Source organism: Pseudomonas sp. GZD-209, assembly GCF_049310485.1.
Classification (GTDB): Bacteria; Pseudomonadota; Gammaproteobacteria; order Pseudomonadales; family Pseudomonadaceae; genus Aquipseudomonas; species Aquipseudomonas sichuanensis.
The window spans coordinates 1-18,986 of the sequence record NZ_JBMOWQ010000011.1; the positions used below are offsets into that span (position 1 = coordinate 1).

Annotated in this window: 21 protein-coding genes; 15 read left to right on the plus strand and 6 right to left on the minus strand. The window is 64.4% G+C overall.

Features of this window, described 5'->3' with window-relative positions:
- The first annotated feature begins 306 nt into the window (after positions 1–306).
- The 10 genes from ACO6VM_RS01695 to ACO6VM_RS01740 all read left to right on the plus strand — a co-directional run bounded on the left by ACO6VM_RS01695 (position 307) and on the right by ACO6VM_RS01740 (position 9,724).
- Positions 307–786, plus strand: coding sequence for a glycine zipper domain-containing protein (locus ACO6VM_RS01695; protein WP_110992203.1), 480 nt, complete (start codon positions 307–309; stop codon positions 784–786).
- 377 nt (positions 787–1,163) lie between these two features.
- Positions 1,164–2,189: a methyl-accepting chemotaxis protein gene (locus ACO6VM_RS01700; RefSeq protein WP_422402671.1), complete on the plus strand. Its 1,026-nt coding sequence runs from the start codon at positions 1,164–1,166 to the stop codon at positions 2,187–2,189.
- A gap of 20 nt (positions 2,190–2,209) precedes the next feature.
- The gene (locus ACO6VM_RS01705; protein WP_401057525.1) at positions 2,210–2,575 is read left to right on the plus strand and encodes a response regulator; all 366 of its coding nucleotides are present in this window, start codon (positions 2,210–2,212) and stop codon (positions 2,573–2,575) included.
- Positions 2,575–2,907, plus strand: a complete 333-nt coding sequence (locus tag ACO6VM_RS01710) for an STAS domain-containing protein (protein WP_401057524.1) — start codon at positions 2,575–2,577, stop codon at positions 2,905–2,907. The genes ACO6VM_RS01705 and ACO6VM_RS01710 overlap by 1 nt, the downstream gene beginning before the upstream one ends.
- A 4-nt stretch (positions 2,908–2,911) precedes the next feature.
- On the plus strand, positions 2,912–4,900 hold the full coding sequence (locus ACO6VM_RS01715) for a chemotaxis protein CheA (protein WP_422402672.1): 1,989 nt from the start codon (positions 2,912–2,914) through the stop codon (positions 4,898–4,900).
- Entirely contained in the window at positions 4,891–6,513 is a 1,623-nt protein-coding gene (locus ACO6VM_RS01720) for a methyl-accepting chemotaxis protein (RefSeq protein ID WP_401057522.1), read from the plus strand. The genes ACO6VM_RS01715 and ACO6VM_RS01720 overlap by 10 nt, the downstream gene beginning before the upstream one ends.
- A 13-nt stretch (positions 6,514–6,526) precedes the next feature.
- The gene (locus ACO6VM_RS01725) at positions 6,527–7,039 is read left to right on the plus strand and encodes a chemotaxis protein CheW (protein WP_401057521.1); all 513 of its coding nucleotides are present in this window, start codon (positions 6,527–6,529) and stop codon (positions 7,037–7,039) included.
- Positions 7,040–7,044: 5 nt separating this feature from the next.
- The gene (locus ACO6VM_RS01730; RefSeq protein ID WP_401057520.1) at positions 7,045–7,845 is read left to right on the plus strand and encodes a CheR family methyltransferase; all 801 of its coding nucleotides are present in this window, start codon (positions 7,045–7,047) and stop codon (positions 7,843–7,845) included.
- Positions 7,842–8,915, plus strand: coding sequence for a protein-glutamate methylesterase/protein-glutamine glutaminase (locus ACO6VM_RS01735; protein WP_422402673.1), 1,074 nt, complete (start codon positions 7,842–7,844; stop codon positions 8,913–8,915). The genes ACO6VM_RS01730 and ACO6VM_RS01735 overlap by 4 nt, the downstream gene beginning before the upstream one ends.
- Positions 8,916–9,070: 155 nt before the next feature.
- On the plus strand, positions 9,071–9,724 hold the full coding sequence (locus ACO6VM_RS01740; RefSeq protein WP_401057518.1) for a response regulator: 654 nt from the start codon (positions 9,071–9,073) through the stop codon (positions 9,722–9,724).
- On the opposite strand, the gene ACO6VM_RS01745 is transcribed toward ACO6VM_RS01740, so the two are convergent.
- Positions 9,714–10,148 (minus strand): acyl-CoA thioesterase, encoded by a 435-nt coding sequence (locus ACO6VM_RS01745; RefSeq protein ID WP_401057517.1) that lies wholly within the window; start codon positions 10,146–10,148, stop codon positions 9,714–9,716. The two genes, ACO6VM_RS01740 and ACO6VM_RS01745, sit on opposite strands and share 11 nt — an antisense overlap.
- 126 nt (positions 10,149–10,274) lie before the next feature.
- Here ACO6VM_RS01745 and ACO6VM_RS01750 point away from each other — a divergent pair, with 126 nt between their 5' ends.
- Together ACO6VM_RS01750 and ACO6VM_RS01755 are read left to right on the plus strand one after the other, a co-directional pair.
- Positions 10,275–10,718 carry a hypothetical protein gene (locus tag ACO6VM_RS01750; protein ID WP_401057516.1) on the plus strand — a complete coding sequence of 148 codons (444 nt, stop codon included), beginning with the start codon at positions 10,275–10,277 and terminating at the stop codon, positions 10,716–10,718.
- A complete protein-coding gene (locus ACO6VM_RS01755) occupies positions 10,718–10,990 on the plus strand; it encodes a type II toxin-antitoxin system RelE/ParE family toxin (RefSeq protein ID WP_347148977.1) in 273 nt (90 codons plus the stop codon). The genes ACO6VM_RS01750 and ACO6VM_RS01755 overlap by 1 nt, the downstream gene beginning before the upstream one ends.
- A gap of 58 nt (positions 10,991–11,048) precedes the next feature.
- On the opposite strand, the gene ACO6VM_RS01760 is transcribed toward ACO6VM_RS01755, so the two are convergent.
- The gene (locus ACO6VM_RS01760; RefSeq protein WP_422402674.1) at positions 11,049–12,590 is read right to left on the minus strand and encodes a phosphoenolpyruvate carboxykinase; all 1,542 of its coding nucleotides are present in this window, start codon (positions 12,588–12,590) and stop codon (positions 11,049–11,051) included.
- A gap of 179 nt (positions 12,591–12,769) precedes the next feature.
- Complete coding sequence (gene hslO / locus ACO6VM_RS01765; protein WP_401057513.1) at positions 12,770–13,672, minus strand: Hsp33 family molecular chaperone HslO; 903 nt, start codon at positions 13,670–13,672, stop codon at positions 12,770–12,772.
- 107 nt (positions 13,673–13,779) lie between these two features.
- Between hslO and ACO6VM_RS01770 the strand changes: the two genes are divergently transcribed.
- The gene (locus ACO6VM_RS01770) at positions 13,780–14,580 is read left to right on the plus strand and encodes a phosphatase PAP2 family protein (protein WP_401057512.1); all 801 of its coding nucleotides are present in this window, start codon (positions 13,780–13,782) and stop codon (positions 14,578–14,580) included.
- A gap of 147 nt (positions 14,581–14,727) precedes the next feature.
- Here the strand turns inward: ACO6VM_RS01770 and ACO6VM_RS01775 are convergent, their stop codons facing one another.
- On the minus strand, positions 14,728–15,129 hold the full coding sequence (locus ACO6VM_RS01775) for an RNA-binding S4 domain-containing protein (protein ID WP_401057511.1): 402 nt from the start codon (positions 15,127–15,129) through the stop codon (positions 14,728–14,730).
- Between the two features lie 109 nt (positions 15,130–15,238).
- Here ACO6VM_RS01775 and ACO6VM_RS01780 point away from each other — a divergent pair, with 109 nt between their 5' ends.
- Both ACO6VM_RS01780 and rimK read left to right on the plus strand, forming a co-directional pair.
- Positions 15,239–15,721, plus strand: coding sequence for an ATP-dependent zinc protease (locus ACO6VM_RS01780; protein ID WP_110992193.1), 483 nt, complete (start codon positions 15,239–15,241; stop codon positions 15,719–15,721).
- The gene (gene rimK / locus ACO6VM_RS01785; RefSeq protein ID WP_110992192.1) at positions 15,718–16,623 is read left to right on the plus strand and encodes a 30S ribosomal protein S6--L-glutamate ligase; all 906 of its coding nucleotides are present in this window, start codon (positions 15,718–15,720) and stop codon (positions 16,621–16,623) included. Before ACO6VM_RS01780 ends, rimK begins: the two co-directional genes overlap by 4 nt.
- Before the next feature lie 132 nt (positions 16,624–16,755).
- On the opposite strand, the gene ACO6VM_RS01790 is transcribed toward rimK, so the two are convergent.
- Together ACO6VM_RS01790 and ompR are read right to left on the minus strand one after the other, a co-directional pair.
- On the minus strand, positions 16,756–18,069 hold the full coding sequence (locus ACO6VM_RS01790) for an ATP-binding protein (protein WP_279846170.1): 1,314 nt from the start codon (positions 18,067–18,069) through the stop codon (positions 16,756–16,758).
- A 106-nt stretch (positions 18,070–18,175) separates the two neighbouring features.
- Positions 18,176–18,916: a two-component system response regulator OmpR gene (ompR, locus tag ACO6VM_RS01795; RefSeq protein ID WP_110992190.1), complete on the minus strand. Its 741-nt coding sequence runs from the start codon at positions 18,914–18,916 to the stop codon at positions 18,176–18,178.
- Between the last annotated feature and the right edge of the window lie 70 nt (positions 18,917–18,986).

Genomic DNA, 18,986 nt, shown 5'->3' on the forward strand with positions numbered 1-18,986 from the left:
GCCCCGCGATAGGGCCTGCCGCCGAAACGGGGATGCCAGGCAGGGCCTATCGCGGGGCAAGCCCGCTCCCACGCAGCACTCTGCGCAGCCTCTCTTCACCCAGGCGTCACCCACAAAAAAAGCCCTGTCCGCAATGGATCAGGGCTTTGTCATAAAGGCCTCAGACCGCCGAAAATCAGGAAAGTTTCATACATAATTCAATAACTTAGAGAATTGTGTACAACTCGTGCTACTCGTCGGATTTCCATTGCCAGCCGCTTCGCCGAGCCTCAAATTCCGCCTCGTCATCCCTCTGAGGCTCTCTTGATGAAGAAGTACTCCTCGATTCTGTTGTTGTCTTTCAGCTTGCTCAGCGGCGTGGCCATGGCAGGCGGCACCACCGAGGCCGGCATTGGCGGCGCATTGGGTGGGGTACTGGGCTCCGTGGTGGGCAACTCCATTGGTGGTAGCACCGGCGGCGCCATCGGTGCCGGCCTGGGCGGCGCTGCCGGCGGTGCCCTGGGTGCCGACAAGCGCCAGCGTGGCGAAGCGGCCATCGGTGGCGCACTGGGCGCAGCGGGCGGCAACGTGGTCGGTCGCTCCATGGGCGGCACCACCGGCAGCTACATCGGTGCGGCAGCCGGCGGCGGCGCCGGTGGCGCGCTGGGTAACTACATGGGCAACAAGGCCGACGAAGACGAGCGCCGCGATTCGCGTCGCTATCGCCGCGACTACGATGATCGCCGTTACTACGATCGCGGCCACCATTACGGCCACCGCAAGCACAAGCGCCACTGGCGCGACTGATCGACCGACTCGCCTGCGGCCCTTGCCGCAGGCGAGTTCGCGGCAACACAAGGCACAGTGCTATTACACCTTTGCCTTAAGCCATACTCCTACCCCTAGACGCAGCCCCATCCCCATTCCGGCACTGATGCATTCGCCCGCACTCGGCAGCCCATGGCGCTCCACGCGGTTGAATTTGACTATTCAATCAAAAAAAGCCGCAGGCAAAGCCCTGATCTGATCCGTGACCCACAAGTCGGATTAAGGGCTGTCCCGATTTTGACGTCAAAACCCAATCCGTACCATTTGCGCTCGTAACCTGAATAAAGGCGCGCAGCGGAATGCGGATGTATCTCGTCATATGGATCGGCACAGCAGCGTGCGCTATTGCACTCCTGATGGGCATTACCTGGCTTGGCCTGCTCGCCGCCGTTGCCATCGTCCTCGCCACCGTGTTGCTGCGCCCACGTACGGCAGCTGTCGACGCCCCCGCCACACCCGCCGCGCCCCCGACCGAAGACCACGATCATGCGCTCGCCCGCCTGCTGCCCCAGGCCGCGCCCGCCTGGTTCGACGGCCTGCAGCAAAGCCGCGCGCTGGTCGCCAGCAACATCGGCGGGCTGTTGGAGCGTTTCGCCGCCATCCATCAGCGCCTCGGGCTGTCGCTCGAAGCAGCCGAACACGCCGTCCAACAGGAAGGCGTGGGCAACAGCCTGCGCCAGAGCACCGAACAACTGCAGCAGGTGACCGACGCCTTCAGCCAGCGTGGCCAACGCCAGAACGCCGTGCTGCAAAGCATCAGCCACCTGGACAGCTACACCGGCCAGTTGCAGGCGATGGCTCGCCACGTCCAGGAGATCGCCAGCCAGACCAACCTGCTGGCCCTCAACGCCGCCATCGAAGCCGCCCGCGCAGGCGAAAACGGCCGAGGCTTCTCGGTAGTGGCCGACGAGGTGCGCAAACTGTCGCAGCTGTCCGCCAGCACCGGGCAGTCGATGGACCTGAAAGTCGGCGAAATCAACCATGCAATCCAGGCCAGCATCGAGTCGGCGCAAGCGCTCAATGACCAGGACCAGGCCGACCTGGCGCGCCTTCAGCATCTGCTCAGCGGCGTGATCGACGGCCTGGGCGGCAACCTCACGGCGCTCGACCATACCTCCAGGGCCCTGCAACAGGACGCCCGCACGACCCAGCAGGACATCCAGGCAATCCTCGTCAACCTGCAGTTCCAGGACCGCGTCGACCAGGTGCTCGACCATGTCGAAATCGACCTGCACGCGCTGCTGGCAGCCATCGCCAACGCCCCGCACACACTCGACGACATCGATGGCTGGCTGCGCCGCCAGCGCGAGCGCTTCACCACCCGCGAAGAACGCAGTGCCCAGAGCCCGCAGGCCGATAGCGCCGAACTCACCTTTTTCTAACAGCCTCAGGACACTCCACCATGGCCAAGACCATTCTGATCGTCGACGACTCGGCATCCATGCGCCAACTGGTGCGTATCAGCCTCGCAGGCACCGGCCATACGATCATCGAGGCGTGTGACGGGAAGGACGCACTGGCCAAGCTGACCGGACAGAAGGTCAACCTGATCATCAGCGACGTGAACATGCCCAACCTGGACGGTATCGGCCTGGTCAAGGCACTCAAGGCGCGTAACGAGTACCGCTTCACGCCCATCATGATGCTCACCACCGAAAGCGAGCAGAGCAAGAAGGCCGAAGGCCAGGCAGCGGGGGCCAAAGCCTGGATGGTCAAGCCGTTTCAGCCACAGCAGTTGCTGGCGGCCGTGGAAAAGCTGGTCGGCTGATGGCCCGCCTGAGCCTGCATCGCGCCGACGCCGAACGCCCTGCACGGTTGTGCATGGAGGGCGACCTGACGATTTTCGAGGCGCGCGACACCCATGCCGCGCTGCTCGAACTGCTGGTCGCCCACCCGGCGCCCTGGGTCCTCGACCTGAGCGCCCTGGGCGAACTCGACAGCGCCGGGCTGCAACTGCTGCTGGCGCTGGCCAAGAGCCTGGGCGGCGACAGCGGCAGCCTGCCGGTCGTAGCGCTGACTCCCGCACTCGCCGCGCTGTTCGATCTGCTGCGCCCGCAAGGGCTGTTGATCACCTCCCCCCACCCCGCCAGCGCAGGATGACCCCATGCTCGATGCCGAACAGTGGCAGCAGTTACTCCAGGGCTTTCTGGAAGAGGCCAATGACCTGCTCAGGGAAGCCGAAGACTGCCTGCTGGTGCTGGAGCGCAGCCCCGCCGACAGCGAGGCGATCAACGCCCTGTTCCGCGCGGTCCATACCCTGAAGGGCTCGGCGGGCATCTTCTCGCTCGAACCGCTGGTGGCACTGGCCCACCACCTGGAAAACCGGCTGATGCAGGTGCGCGACGGCCAGTGCGCGCTCGACGACCGCCTGACCTCGCTGATGCTGCAGTGCATGGACGAGCTCAACGTCATGCTGCGCAACATCGACCCCCACTCAGGCACGCTGCCCGCCCACAGCCCCCGTCAGGTCGAACTGCTGGCGGCGTTGGAGACAATCGACGAATCTGCGAAGCAGCCGGCCGCCGAGCTGCCCGTCTGGCAGCTGTCATTGCGCCTGGACGCCGAACTGCTGCGCAACGGTTTCGACCCCTGCGCCTTCATCCGCTACCTGGCCCGGCTGGGCGAGATCCGCGCCCTGCGCACGCTGACGCAGGCACTGCCCTGCTTGCAGCAGATGGACCCGGAGCAGTGCTATCTCGGCTTCGAGATCACCCTGGTCAGCGAGGCCAGCCGGGAAACCATTGAAGACGTCTTCAGCCTCGCGGACGGCTTCTACAACCTGCAGCTGGACTGCACGACGCCCGCGCAGTCGGCAGCGGAACCCGCCGCTGCACGCCTGCCCGCGCAAACGTTGGCGCCTGCGCCGGTCGCGGAAGAACCGCGCGCCGTGCAAGGCACCAGCACCCTGGTCAAGGTCGCCGCGCACAAGCTGGACGAACTGATCAACCTGGTCGGCGAGCTGGTCATCAGCACTGCCGGGGCCCAGATGCACGCCATGCGCAGCGGCGACGGCGACTGCATCGAGCGGGTCCAGGCCGTGCACCAGCACGTCGAGCAGATTCGCGAACGCGCACTGAAGCTGCGCATGGTCGAGATCGGCGAAACCTTCAATCGCTTTCACCGTGTGGTGCGCGACGTCAGCCTGACGCTGAACAAACAGATCCAGCTGCACCTGCGCGGCGGCGACACCGAGCTGGACAAGACCCTGATCGACCGCATCGCCGACCCGTTGATCCACCTGGTGCGCAACGCCATCGACCACGGCATCGAGGCCGCCGACGAGCGCCTGGCCGCCGGCAAGCCAGCCCAGGGCAACCTGAGCCTGGCCGCCGGGCACGACTCGGGGATGATCGTGCTGGAGATCGAGGACGACGGTCGCGGTCTGGACACTGCGCGCATCCGCGACAAGGCGATCGCCCGCGGCATGCTCGATGCCGACAGCCAGCTGCCGGACAGTGACATCCACATGCTCATCTTCGAGCCCGGCTTTTCCACCGCCGAGCAAGTCTCCAACCTGTCCGGACGCGGGGTCGGCATGGATGTGGTGCGCAGCGCCATCGACGAACTGCGCGGCACCATCGAGATCGACTCCACCCCAGGGCAGGGCTGCATCTTCCGCATCCGCCTGCCGCTGACCCTGGCGATCATCGACGGCTTTCTGGTCGGCGCCGGGGCAGAGAGCTTCGTCATTCCGCTGGACATGGTCACCGAATGCATGGAGGCGCCGGCCGAGGGCAACGGCCCCCTCAACCTGCGCGGCAAGCCGCTGCCGTGCATCGACCTGGCCACGCATTTCGACCTCGGCCAACCGCCGGCCAGCCGCCGCAACATCGTGGTGGTCAGCCAGGGCAGGCAGCAGGTCGGGCTGATCGTCGACCACCTGTTCGGCGAGCTGCAGACCGTGATCAAGCCACTGGGGCAATTGTTTCGCCATCTCAACGGCATCAGTGGCTCGACCATCCTGGGCTCTGGCCAGGTCGCCCTGATTCTCGACGTCGCCAGCCTGTTCCGCGACCTGCAACAACGCAGCGAACCCAAGCATCGCCCCTCTGCGGCGATACCTTCCCTTTCCGGAGAGCAGATATGCAGTTGATCAGCAACATGAAGATCGGAGCCCGCCTGACCCTGGGCTTCATCGTGGTAGTGGCGCTGACAGCCATCATCGGCGTCATCGGCATTCGCAACCTCGATCAGGTCGACCAGCTCTCGGACCGCATGTACGACGTCGACATCCAGGGCCTGAGCACGCTGCAGAACGCCAACATCCAGCTGGTCACGGTGGGCCGCGCGGTGCGCCAGAGCCTGCTGGCCGTCACCCGCGAAGAACGCGACCTGGCCGCCGCCGATGCGCGCAACGCCCTGGGCAAGACGCGCGACCTGCTGGAGCAGGCCAAGACCTTCCACCTCACCACGCAAGGCAAGGCCGACATCGAGCATATCGCCACGCGCCTGCAGGACTACGCCAGCGCCGCCAATCTGTTGCTGGCCACCCACCAGCAGTCAGACCAGCTGCAGACCTCGAGCGCGGCCCTGGAGCTGCTGCCGCGCATCATTGCCGGGGCCAGCGAACTGGACAAGCTGATGGGCGCCGCCAGCCAGAACAAACAGGACCGTGCCGGTGAAGCCAACAGCGACATCACCGCGATCGCCGACCGTTCGCGCCTGCAGATGATCATCCTGGTAGCGGCCGCTACCCTGGCCGGCCTGCTGATCGGCATCCTCGTCACCCGCAGCATCACCCGCCCGCTCAGCGGCGCGGTACAGGCGGCCGACCGCATGGCGGCGGGCGACCTGAGCCAGGACCTGGTGGTGGACCGTCGCGACGAAACCGGGCAACTGCTGGGCTCGATGCAGAACATGACCGTACGCCTGCGCAGCATCCTGGGTGACGTGCGCAGCGCAGCCGATGCGCTGTCGTCGGCCTCCGCCGAAGTCAGCTCGACCTCCCAGTCGCTCAGCCAGGCCGCCAGTGAGCAGGCCGCCAGCGTCGAAGAAACCAGCGCCTCGATCGAACAGATGTCCGCCTCCATCGCGCAGAACACCGAAAGCGCCAAACTGACTGACAGCATCGCCGGCAAGGCCGCCAGCGATGCCGGCCAGGGCGGCAGTGCGGTCGGCGACACCGTGCTGGCGATGAAACAGATCGCCGACAAGATCGGCATCATCGACGACATTGCCTACCAGACCAACCTGCTGGCGCTCAACGCAGCCATCGAGGCGGCGCGCGCGGGCGAGCACGGCAAGGGCTTCGCGGTAGTCGCCGCCGAGGTGCGCAAGCTGGCCGAACGCAGCCAGGTCGCGGCCCAGGAAATTGGCCAGGTGGCGTCGAGCAGCGTGCAACTGGCGGAAAAAGCCGGGGTACTGCTGGGCGAGATCGTCCCTGACATCCAGCGCACGTCGGACCTGGTGCAGGAAATCACCGCGGCCTCGCAGGAGCAGAGCAGCGCCGCCGGCCAGATCAACATCGCCATGGGCCAGATGAACCAGATCACCCAGCAGAACGCGTCGGCCTCCGAAGAGCTGGCAGCCACTGCCGAGGAAATGAACGCCCAGGCTGGTCAACTGCAGGAACTGATCGCCTTCTTCCGCTTCGAACAAGGTGGCCTGACCCGCATCCCGCGGCCAGTGGACAGCCTGCCGAGCGAACACCTGCAAGCGGTGCGCAAGGTTTCCCTGGACGACAGCCAGTTCGTCAATTTCAGCTGATCGAGGCGCGCCCATGACCGCTATGCAAGCCTCCCTTGGCAGCCTGCCCGAAACGCAGAGCATCCAGCACCTGAGCTTTCGCGTTCGCCAGGCAGGCTATGCCCTGCCGATCGATCTGGTGCGCGAGATCATCGAGTACGCAGAGGTCACCCGGGTGCCGATGATGCCGGACTACATTCACGGCGTGATCAACCTGCGCGGCAACGTCGTACCGGTCCTCGACCTGGCCGCACGCTTCGGCCTGAGCCGCACCGAGCCGGGCAAACGCACCTGCATCGTGATCACCGAGCTGGCCCTGGAAGAAGCCAGCCAGCGGCTGGGCCTGGTGGTCGATGCCGTGGATGCCGTGCACGACATCGACCCGCGCCAGGTGCTGCCGCCACCGCCGTTCGGTACGCAGATCCGCGCCGACTTCATTGCCGGCATGGCCCAGCAGGATCACGGTTTCCTGATCATCCTGAACCTGCTCCAGGTGCTGTCGACCCAGGACCTGCTCAGCCTGGCCCAGGCCAGGGCGGCCGACTGACGACCATGCTCAACCTTCCCAAGCTCGGCGAGGCCCAGTTCCGGCAATTGCAGCGCCTGATGCAGGACGCCTCGGGCATCCACCTGGCCAACAACAAACGCACGCTGGTGGCAGGGCGCCTGATGCGCCGCCTGCGGCACTTCCAGTTCGCCGACTACGACCAGTACCTGGCCCTGATCGCCGACCCTGCGCATCAGCGTGAACGGCGCCTGGTGGTCGACCTGCTCACCACCAACGAGACCTACTTTTTCCGCGAACATCCGCACTTCGACTTTCTCGGGCAATGGCTGGAGCGCCAGCGCGCTCCGCTGCGGATGTGGAGCGCGGCCTGCTCTTCGGGCGAGGAGCCGTACAGCATGGCCATGGTCGCGGCAGAGCACGCCAGCGGCGAATGGGCCGTGGTGGCAAGCGACCTCAGCCAGAGCATGCTGGCGCTGGCCGAGCGCGGCATCTACAACATGGACCAGAGCCGCTACTTCCCCCAGGGCTGGCTGCGGCGCCACTGCCAGTGCGGTGTCGGCGAGATGCAGGGGCGCCTGCGCATCCAGGCCAACCTGCGTGCGCGCGTGCTGTTTCGCGAGATCAACGTGAACAGGCCGCTGCCTGAAGACCTGGGCACCTTCGACGTGATTTTCCTGCGCAACCTGCTGATCTACTTCGAGCCGGCGCAAAAGCAGGAAATCGTCCGGCGCCTGGTCGCCCAGCTGCGGGTGGGCGGTCTGTTGTTCATCGGTCATGCCGAGAGCATTCACGGCTTCGAACTGCCCCTGCGTCTGACACAACCTTCGGTGTTCGAACGGGTATGAGCGCGCACGCCAAGGAGCCGATCCGGGTGTTCATCGTCGATGACTCGGCGCTGGTGCGTCAGGTGCTGACGCAACTGCTGGAGAAGCACACCCACATCCGCGTCATCGGCATGGCCGCCGACCCGCTCTACGCCATCGAGAAGCTGCGCAAGGCGTGGCCCGACGTGCTGATTCTCGACCTGGAGATGCCCCGCATGGACGGACTGACCTTCCTGCGTCAGGTCATGGCCGAACGCGCAACCCCGACGATCATCTGCTCGAGCCTGACCGAACCCGGCACGGCATGTGTGGAACAGGCGCTCAAGGCCGGCGCAGCGGGTGTTTTCACCAAGGCCAAGCTGGGGCTGCGCAAGGGCCTGGAGGCCCTTGAGGACGAGCTGGTGCGCAGCGTAGAGCATGCCGCGCGACAAGCGCCGGTGCGTCTGCCTGCCGGCAAGCCGGTGGAGGAGAAAAAAACTGTCGCCGTCGCGACGTGCGGCCTCAAAAGTCCGGAGCGAATCGTTACACTTGGCTGCTCGACGGGCGGTACCCTGGCGCTGGAGTACATCCTCAGGCGCCTGCCGGAAAACTGCCCCGGCATCGTGATCGTCCAGCACATGCCCGAGAAATTCACCGCCGATTTCGCTCGCAGGCTCAACAGTCTATGCCAGATCGAAGTACGCGAGGCCAGGCACCTGGACCGCGTACACAGCGGGTTGGCACTGCTCGCGCCAGGCGGCCTGCACATGCAGCTCAAGCGCAGTGGCGCACATTTTCTGGTCGAAGTGCTCGACGGCCCGGCGGTCAACCGCCACAAGCCGTCGGTCGACGTTCTGTTTCGTTCCGCCGCACGTCACGCAGGTAACCAAGCGCTGGGCGTCATCATGACCGGCATGGGTGATGACGGCGCGCGCGGCCTGCTCGCCATGCGTGAACAAGGCGCCTGCACGGTCGCACAGGACGAAGCCAGCTGCGTCGTGTTCGGCATGCCCAAAGAAGCCATCAGGATCGGCGCTGCACAGCACATTGAGCTGTTGCAGCGCTTGCCTGCGTTGATCTGCCATTTTGCTGACCCCGCCAATCAGCAATGAAGGAAGTCGCGCCGTACTGCTCAAACAAACGATTCGTGCCGCACGCACTCGTCGACATCGCAAGCAAGCATGCGGACAACAGGTGGATGTCCGCAGCGTATGCGGCAAGCCGTTGCCACTACGCTTCCACAATTTTGCAAGACAGGTTACAGCCTATGCGTTGCCGTGTACTCCTTGCTGACGACTCGCCACTGTTCAGAGCCGGCTTGCGAGCGTTGCTGGAGCAAAAAAAAGAATATGTCGTCGTTGGCGAAGCAGGTGACAGCCTGGGCACGGTGGCCCTGGCCGAACAGTTCAAGCCGGAGCTCATACTGCTGGATGTCGAGCTGGCCTCGAACAACGAACAGACGCTGCACGAGCTTGCCCTGCGCGCCCCGGAAAGCGCGGTACTGATGCTGTCTGCACGCTCGGAGCTGGACTTCGTCATGAAGTGCCTGCGCCAGGGCGCCCAGGGCTTTCTGCTCAAGAGCGCCACCGTTCTCGAGCTGGAGCTGGCGCTGCAGTCGTTGCAGGCCGGCGGGCAATACCTGTGTTCGGCGGTACTGCCGCTGGTCATCGGGCAGGCGGTCAAGCAAAGCAAGCATCGCAAGCTCAGCAACCCGACCATGCAACTGACCGCCCGTCAGCTGGAAATCCTGCGCCTGATCGCCCGTGGTGAAACCACCCGGTCGATTGCCGACGGCCTCGGGCTGAGCATCAAGACAGTGGAAGCGCACCGTTCGCAGATCATGCATCGCCTGCAGATCCGCGACGTTCCGGGGCTGGTGCTGTTCGCCGTGCGCGAAGGGATCATCTGCCTCAACGATTGAGCGACAGCCCGGCGAGGATCAATTGCAGCGTCTCTGGCAATGCGGCCGGGCGCCCCGAAGCACGCTCGATGAACACCTGCACCAAGCTACCTGCCGCGCAGGCTTCGGCCTCGCCGGGGCGGAACAGCGCCAGGCGATATTCCACCGTGCTGCCCGCAAGACGCGTGATGCCCAGGCCCACTTCGAGCACGTCGGGGAAGCCGGGCAGCGCGAAGAAGTCTGCCGCCGAACTGACCACGAAACCGGCCAGTTCGCCGTCACGCAGGTCCAGTTCGGCCTGTTCGACGAGGAAGGCCTGAATGGCCGTCTCGAAGAAGCCGTGCACGGTGGAACCGGCGAGGTGGCCGTTGAGGTCGTTGTCCTGGGGGCGAGTGAGGATCGGGTGGAAATGGGAGAAGGCGGTGCGTTGAGGGGATTCGGTCATGGGTTGTCCTGTGTTGTCTTTTGCACATCAGGGAAGCTTCCCACACGGACTTGGGAACGCCTATAGTCGCAATCAACAATAGATTGCATAGCATGGTCCATCTTCATGAAACCGAGACACTCGCCCGTGCCTACCCAACAGCTGGATCACACCAACCTCAGCCGCATGGCCGTCAATGGGCGCATCAACGCCACCCATATCGTCGGGCAGCCTGGCGGGTGGGCCATTCAGGTCGACATCAACGACCAGGAGCACGTGCTTACTGCGCAGCGTAGCGGCAATGTAAGGCTGTTCAAGAAGTTCGAAACACTTGTCAGCTACCTGCATGAGTTGGGCATCGACCATTTTCAGGTCGATACCTCAACCTACGATCCACAACAAACCAGTACCTATCAACGACCGGATCGCGCGCAAGCACTCAAACGCGCCCATGAGGCCGCCGCTTACGATGCCTGGTTCGTCGAGCAGGTCGAAGCAAGCCTGCGCGATCCCTCGCCCGCTATGGATGATGCCGAGGTAGAAAGATTCTTTGCCGCCCGCCGCGCTGAGTTGCGGGCCAAAAAAGGCTGATGCGCCTTACCTGGTCGTCCATGGCTTACAAGGATCGCTTGCGGATCCTTGAGCTTATCGCCGAGGACAATCCGATTGCAGCCGAAGTGCTGGATGAAACATTCAGGGATAAGGCCAGACGCGCCGCACAGTACCCAGCGCTATACAAGCCCGGGCGCCTTCCCGGAACACGAGAAATCGTCGTGCACCCGAACTATGTAATGGTCTACCGAACCCTGGTGGATCAGATCGAGATCATCCGGATTCTGCACGCTCGACAACAATGGCCCTGAGGGCAGAAACAAAAAAGCCGCCCCGAAGGGCGGCTTTCTCATTCGAACCGGCATCTGCTTACAGCTGCGGGCCAGCGCCTTTGATGGCGTCGGAAACTTCGAACTTCTTGAAGTTTTCGATGAACAGCTTGGCCAGGCCCTTGGCGGCTTCGTCGTAGGCAGCCTTGTCAGCCCAGGTGTTGCGCGGGTTGAGCAGCTCGGTCTCGACGCCCGGAACGACCTTCGGTACGTCCAGGTTGATGATGTCCAGGTGCTCGGTTTCGGCACCGACCAGAGCACCGCTCTGGATGGCAGCGATCACGCCACGGGTGGTCGGGATGCTGAAGCGCTTGCCAACGCCGTAGCCACCGCCGGTCCAGCCGGTGTTGACCAGGTAGACCTTGGAGCCGAACGCCTTGATGCGCTTGATCAGCAGCTCGGCGTAAACGCCAGCCGGGCGTGGGAAGAACGGCGCGCCGAAGCAGGTGGAGAAAGTCGACTTGATGCCGCCGCCCGAACCCATTTCGGTGGAACCGACCAGCGCGGTGTAGCCGGACAGGAAGTGGTAGGCCGCCTGCTCGTTGTTCAGGATCGACACTGGCGGCAGTACGCCGGTCAGGTCGCAGGTCAGGAAGATGACCGCGTTCGGCTCGCCGCCCAGGTTCTCTGCCGAGACCTTCTCGACGTGCGCCAGCGGGTAGGCGGCACGGCTGTTCTGGGTCAGGCTCACGTCGGCGTAGTCGGCGTGCTTGTTGGCGTCGATCACGACGTTTTCCAGCACCGCGCCGTGCTTGATGGCTTTCCAGATGACCGGCTCGTTCTTCTCGGAGAGGTCGATGCACTTGGCATAGCAACCGCCTTCGATGTTGAAGACCACGCCCTCACCCCAACCGTGCTCGTCGTCACCGATCAGGTAACGGCTTTCGTCGGCCGACAGGGTGGTCTTGCCGGTGCCGGACAGGCCGAAGAACAGGGTGACGTCACCCTCTTCGCCGATGTTGGCGGCGCAGTGCATCGGCAGCACGTCGGCGGCCGGCAGCAGGAAGTTCTGCACCGAGAACATGGCTTTCTTCATTTCACCGGCGTAACGCATGCCGGCGATCAGCACCTTCTTCTGGGCGAAGTTGATGATCACGCAACCGTCGGAGTTGGTGCCGTCACGCTCAGGCACGCACTCGAAGTTGGCGACGTTGAGGATCTGCCACTCACCGCGACTAGCCGGGTTGTACTGCTCAGGGTTGATGAACAGGCAACGGCCGAACAGGTTCTGCCAGGCGGTCTGGGTGGTCATCTTGACCGGCAGGTAGTGCTCGGCTGCGGCACCTACGTGAACGTAGGAAACGAAGTGATCCTGGGCGTTGTTGAACGCCTCCACGCGGTCCCACAGGGCATCGAACTTGTCGGCCGGGAACTTGCGGTTGATCGGGCCCCAGCCAATCTGGTCCTGGGTGGAAGGTTCTTCGACGATGAAACGGTCAGCCGGCGAACGGCCGGTGCGATGACCGGTTTCCACCACCAGCGCGCCAGTATCGGCCAGCACGCCTTCACCGCGGGACAGCGCTTCTTTTACCAGCTCATCGACGCTCAGGTCGGTGTACACGGTGTTGTTGGCTTGCGTCATGAGATACCCCATCCGGCCCGAGGCCGAGTGCTCCAAACGTTTTGTAGTTGTCTCGAAAAAACTACTACAGCGAAAAAAGTGGCCGGATTATGCCAGAAACGCCCAAAAAAAGTAGGCCCCTCCTGTCAGAACTGCGCTTTTGCGCAATTCGACAGGAGAAAGTCCTGTAGTTAACCGTTTCAGTGGTGAGTTTCTGATGGTGCGTCGGTGCCACCACCGGCAAACAATTGCTCCACATCGCTTGCATCGAAGAAATAGCGCTCATTGCAGAACTGGCAATCGATCTCGACCTGGCCGCCGGATTCGGCCACCAGCGCCTTGGCATCGGGCTCGCCGAGGCTGATCAGGGCGTTGCCGGAACGCTCGCGCGAGCAGCTGCAGCGGAAGCGTAGCGGCTGGATATCGAACAGGCGAACCGCGTCCTCGTGGTAGAGGCGGTGCAGCACGGTTTCGTTGTCCAGGCCGATCAGCTCTTCGGTCTTCACGGTGCTGGCCAGCGCCTTCACGTGGGCCCAGCTTTCGGCGCGCTCCTCGCTGTCCTTGTGGATCTCGGCCGGCAGTTGCTGCACCAGCAGGCCACGGGCGCGCACGCCATCGGCGGCCAGGGAGATGCTGGTATTCACCTGCTGCGACATGACGAAGTAGTTGGTGAAGCACTCCGACAGGTCCTTGCCATCCAGCTCGACGGTGCCCTGGTAGCGCTGGCCGTTGACCGGAATGATGGTCAGCACCAGGTGGCCGCCGGGCATCAGGTCGGCAAGGCTCGCATCCTCCTTGATCTGCTCGGCTTCATAGCGCGCCAGCCCGCGGATTTCGTGCTCGCTGGTGTATTCGATGGCCAGCAGCGGCACCGGCCCCTGGGACTGAGCCTGGAGCACCAGCAGCCCATCGAACTTGAATGTGCCCACCAGCAGTGCAGCGGCGCCCATCAGCTCGCCCAGCAAATGCCGGACCGGGCGCGGGTAATCGTGCTTGGCCAGCACCTCGGCGTAGCTGCGTTCCAGCGCGACCATCTCGCCGCGCACGTCGCGGTCGTCGAACAGGAAGCGTTGGGTGAAATCTGTATCTGGCAAGTCGCTCATGGTTGTCTGGCTATCTGAAAATGATGACAAAATAATTGCAGGAGACTGAAAGGTCCGTCATAGAGCGCTCACAAGGCGCTAATTCCCGCTGGAGATCGAGGTATTTTATGGATAATCGACCACTGTTCCAAGCAAGGTGGTCCTGGGGACCCTTGGCAGCCTGCACGCTGGTGCCCATCGCACTACTGTGTTTCTGGTTATGGCCCGTTGGCCAGAACCTGTGCCTGACTTTCGACGAGTGGCTGTTCCACAGCCTCAACGCCCCACTGGCCGACCATGTGCTCTGGCGCTCCATCTGGGCCGTCGGCAGCCTTCGCCCGTTCGACCTCCTGGTCGGGGTGATCATGCTGTCGCTGCTGATCCGCGGCGACTGGGTATTCAAGGCAGTTCAGGTGCGCCAGGCGTTTTTCGGCTTCCTGGTGACCCTTTTACTCTTAGTGGTGATTCGTGCGCTGTTTTCCAAGTGGGTCGGTGCAATGGGTTGGCAACACAAGAGCCCGTCGATGGTCATCGACAACGCCGTTCACCTGAGCGACCTCTACCCGAACCTGGAAGCCAAGTGGGAGCTCAAGGACCGTTCCGGCCAGAGCTTCCCGGGTGACCATGCCTCGGTGCTGCTGGTCTGGGCGCTGTTCATGAGCCTGTTCAGCCGCCGGCTGGTACAGCACCTGGTGATCTGGGCGCTGGCCTGCCTGTTCATGCTGCCGCGCCTGGTGGCCGGCGCGCACTGGGGCCAGGACGACTACATCGGCGGCCTGCTGATGGCGGTGCTGGCCCTGGGCTGGAGCTGCCACACGCCGCTGGCGGCCAACGCCAGCCGGGCGCTGGTGCGCTGGACAGCGCCGCTGTTCGACCTGCTGGGCAGGTTGCCGTTGGTCGGGCGAATGAGCGTGATGCGCGCCGCCTGACCACCCGCATCGGGGGGGGGGGGGGGGGGGGGGGGGAGGGGGGGGGGGGGGGGTGGGGCGGGGGGGAGGGGGGGGGGGGAGACCGCCGCTCCCACGTACCCAGCGTGGGAGCGGCGGTGCGCCGATGCGACTTGCCCCGCGATTGCATCACTCGAAACTGCCATGCAGCTGGTGAATCTGCCGACGCTGCTTCTTGTTCGGCCGCCCGTCGGTGGTCACGCCCATCGCCCCTGCCTTGCGCAGCTCGGCTGCCTGCTCGCGGCGCTTCACGCTCTCCGGAGTTTCTTCATACAGCGCCTGCGCCTCCGGCGCGCCACGGCGCACCGCCGACAACGCCTTGACCACCACGGTGCGCTCGTCGAAGCCGGTGCGCAGCAGGAATTCGTCGCCCACCCGTGGCTCCTTGCCCGGCTTGCAACGCTCGCCCCGGCAGTGCACCTTGCCGCTTTCGATGGCCGCCTTGGCCAGCGCACGGGTCTTGTAGAAGCGCGCCGCCCACAGCCATTTGTCCAGGCGGACCTTGTCATCGTCTTCGGGCTTTTGTGCCATGGTTTTTCCTCGAATTCTGTCTTTCACGGAACTGTACTACCGTGACTGACGGATGCAAAAAGTCCGTGCCGTCATTACAGTTCACCACCTTATCCGCAGGGCACGCTCCGTGAAGACATTTGACCACCTGACTGTGATCGGCCTGCGCGAGTGGGTCGCCCTGCCCGACCTCGGCCTGGCCGGCCTGCGCGCCAAGATCGACACCGGCGCCAGCACCTCGAGCCTGCACGCCACCGACGTCGAACCCTTCGAGCGCGATGGCCAGCCCTGGGTGCGTTTCACCGCGCACCTGGGCTCGGTGGTGCAACTGCGCCACCGGCGCTGCGAGGCGCCGCTGGTGACCATGAAAAGCATCAAGAGCTCCAACGGCCAGGCCCAGGCCCGCTACGTGATCCGCACCACCCTGGCGCTTGGCGACCGGGTCTGGGAAGTGGAGTTCACCCTGGCCTGCCGCAAGAACATGCGTTATCGGCTGCTGCTGGGCTCCAAAGCGCTCATCCACGGCCAGTTGGTCGTCAACCCCGGCCTCAAGTACGTCCAGGACAAACCGGCCTTCCCGGCCACCCTTTCCCCTGTCACAGGTGCTGCATGAAGATCGCTGTGCTGTCGCGCAATCCGCGTCTGTATTCCACCCGCCGCCTGGTCGAGGCCGGTACCCAGCGGGGCCATGAAGTGGTGGTGGTCGACACGCTCCGGGCCTACATGAACATTGCCAGCCACAAGCCGCAGATCCATTACCGCGGCAAGCCGCTGGAAGGCTTCGATGCGGTAATCCCGCGCATCGGTGCCTCGGTCACTTTCTACGGCTGCGCGGTGCTGCGCCAGTTCGAGATGATGGGCGTCTACCCGCTCAACGAATCGGTGGCCATCGCCCGCTCGCGGGACAAGCTGCGCTCGCTGCAGCTGCTGTCACGCCGCGGCATCGGCCTGCCGATCACCGGCTTCGCCCACTCGCCGGACGACATTCCTGACCTGATCCAGATGGTCAACGGCGCACCGCTGGTGATCAAGGTGCTCGAAGGCACCCAGGGCATCGGCGTGGTGCTGTGCGAAACCACCAAGGCCGCCGAGTCGGTGATCGAGGCGTTCATGGGCCTGAAGCAGAACATCATGGTCCAGGAATACATCAAGGAGGCCGGCGGCGCCGACATCCGCTGCTTCGTGGTCGGCGACAAGGTGATCGCCTCGATGAAGCGCCAGGCCAAGCCCGGTGAATTCCGTTCCAACCTGCACCGCGGTGGCGTGGCCAGCCTGATCAAGATCACCCCCGAGGAGCGCATGACGGCGATCCGCGCGGCCAAGGTGATGGGGCTGAGCGTGGCGGGTGTGGATATCCTGCGCTCCAACCACGGGCCGCTGGTGATGGAGGTGAATTCCTCACCGGGCCTGGAGGGGATCGAGGTGACCACCGGCAAGGATGTGGCCGGGATGATCATCGAGCACCTGGAGAAGAATGGCGGGCCGAATCAGACCCGGACCAAAGGCAAAGGCTGAAATCAATCGCGGGGCAAGCCCGCTCCCACGTCCACAACACAGGGGAGGGGGTTTCCCCCCGTGCACTCCGACAGGGAAAACACCCCCCCCCCACCCAACCAGGTGGGGAGCTCCTCCCCCCCCGCGATGCATTCAGACCGCGTTACGCGGTAACAGCAACCCCAGCGGCAGTCTCACCCGCGCCTCGATCCCGCCACCGGACCGGTTGCGCAACTCGACATTGCCACCGTGCTGCGCGGCGATCCGCTTGACGATCGCCAGCCCCAGCCCGGTGCCCTTGCCACCCCGCGCCCGGTCGCCACGGATGAACGGGTTGAAGATGGTCTCCAGCTCCGATTCATCGATGCCCGTGCCACGGTCCAGCACACTGAGCACCACGTACGGCGCGCTCTGGTCACCCGACACATAGGCCGCCACCTCCACGCCCTTGCCGGCGTGGTGCAAGGCGTTGCCAATCAGGTTGCCGAGCATGCGCTTGAGCGACACTCGGCGCAGCGCGAACGGCGGGATCGGCTCCAGGCACAGGCGCACGCGCTCCTTGGGCTGGTTGTACGGCGCCACCACTTCACGGATCAGCTCGTTGAAGTCGACCTCCTCCACCGGCTCGTCGCGCCCGTCACGGATGAACGCCAGGAACTGGTCGAGGATCGCATCCATGTCTTCGATGTCGCGGACCATGTCGTCGCTGAGGTCGCTGTCGTTGTCCATCAGCGACAACGACAGGCGCAGCCGGGTCAAGGGCGTGCGCAAGTCATGGGATACACCGGCCAGCATCAACTCGCGCTCACGCCCAGCCTGTTCGACGTCCTCGGCCATCTGGTTGAACGCCTTGTACACCTCGGTCATCTCGCTGGGGGTGTCGCTGACCGGCAGGCGCACGCTGCGCCCCTGGCCCAGTTGGCGGGCGGCGAACACCAGGCGCTTGAGCGGCTGGTTGAGCTGGCGCACGAAGATCCACGCCGAAGCGGTGGACAACAGGCCAATGGCCAGGAACCAGCCCAGCACGTTCCAGATCTTCTGCCCGCGCAACGGGTGCGGGTACAGCGGCACCTTGAGCCAGCCCGGGCCCAGGCTCGGCGCATTCACCCACAGCGCCGGTGGCGCGTGGATACGCAGGCGCACCTCGGTGTCATCACCCAGTTCGGCCTGCATCTGGCGCTGGTAGATCTCGCTGTACGGCCAGTGCTGCTCGCCTTCCGGCACGCCGGAACCGGTCACCCGGATCAGCCCGGCAGCCTCGGCGATCTTGTCACGGTTCTCTTCATCCGCCGCCCAGTAGGCGCGCAGGGTCAGGGCCACGCCATGGCTGTACTGGCGATCGACCAGCACGTCCTCGTTCATCAGCAGGTACACCAAGGTCAGCGCCTTGGAGAACAGCACGACGATCAGCACCAGCCACAGGGTGCGGGCGAAGAAACTTTGCGGGAACCAGAGAGGGGTTTTCATCGATCACTACTAATCAGCAAAGGCAACGTGGAAAAGCCGCGCGCCACAGACGAAAACAGGGCGGCTCCTGCGAGCCGCCCTGCACCGTCGCAACGAGCCGGCTGGCTCATTTGCCGGCGTTTCCGTCCGGCACGAAGACGTAGCCCACGCCCCACACGGTCTGGATGTAACGCGGCTTGGACGGGTCGGGTTCGATCATCCGGCGCAGGCGCGAGATCTGCACGTCGATGGAGCGCTCCAGCGCATCCCACTCGCGGCCACGGGCCAGGTTCATCAGTTTGTCGCGGGTCAGCGGCTCGCGGGCATGCATCACCAGGGCCTTGAGCACGGCGAATTCGCCGGTGGTAAGCATGTGCGTTTCGTCGCCACGCTTGAGTTCGCGGGTGGCCAGCGACAGTTCGTAGTCACCGAAGGTGACGGTCTCTTCCTCGCTGCCCGGCGCGCCCGGCACCGTCGGCGACTGGCGACGCAGCACGGCCTTGACCCGGGCCACCAGCTCGTCGGGGTTGAAGGGCTTGGCCAGGTAGTCGTCGGCGCCCAGCTCCAGCCCTTTGATGCGGCTGAGCTCGTCGCCCTTGGCGGTGAGCATGATGATCGGGATCTGGTTGTTCGACGCGCGCAGGCGCTTGCACGCGGACAGGCCGTCTTCGCCCGGCAGCATCAGGTCGAGCACCACCAGGTTGAACACCTCACGGGCCAGCAGGCGGTCCATCTGTTCGACGTTGGGCACGGTGCGCACACGGAAGCCCTTGCTGGTGAAAAAACGGTCCAGCAGGCTGCTCAGGCCTGGGTCGTCGTCGACGATGAGAATCTTGTCGCCATCTGCGGCGTTTGCGGTGCTGGTCATGAATTGCTCCTCTGAGATCGCCGCGCATTATGGCGTAGCCATTGCAGCGCGTGCCGTGTGCATTGTTAGC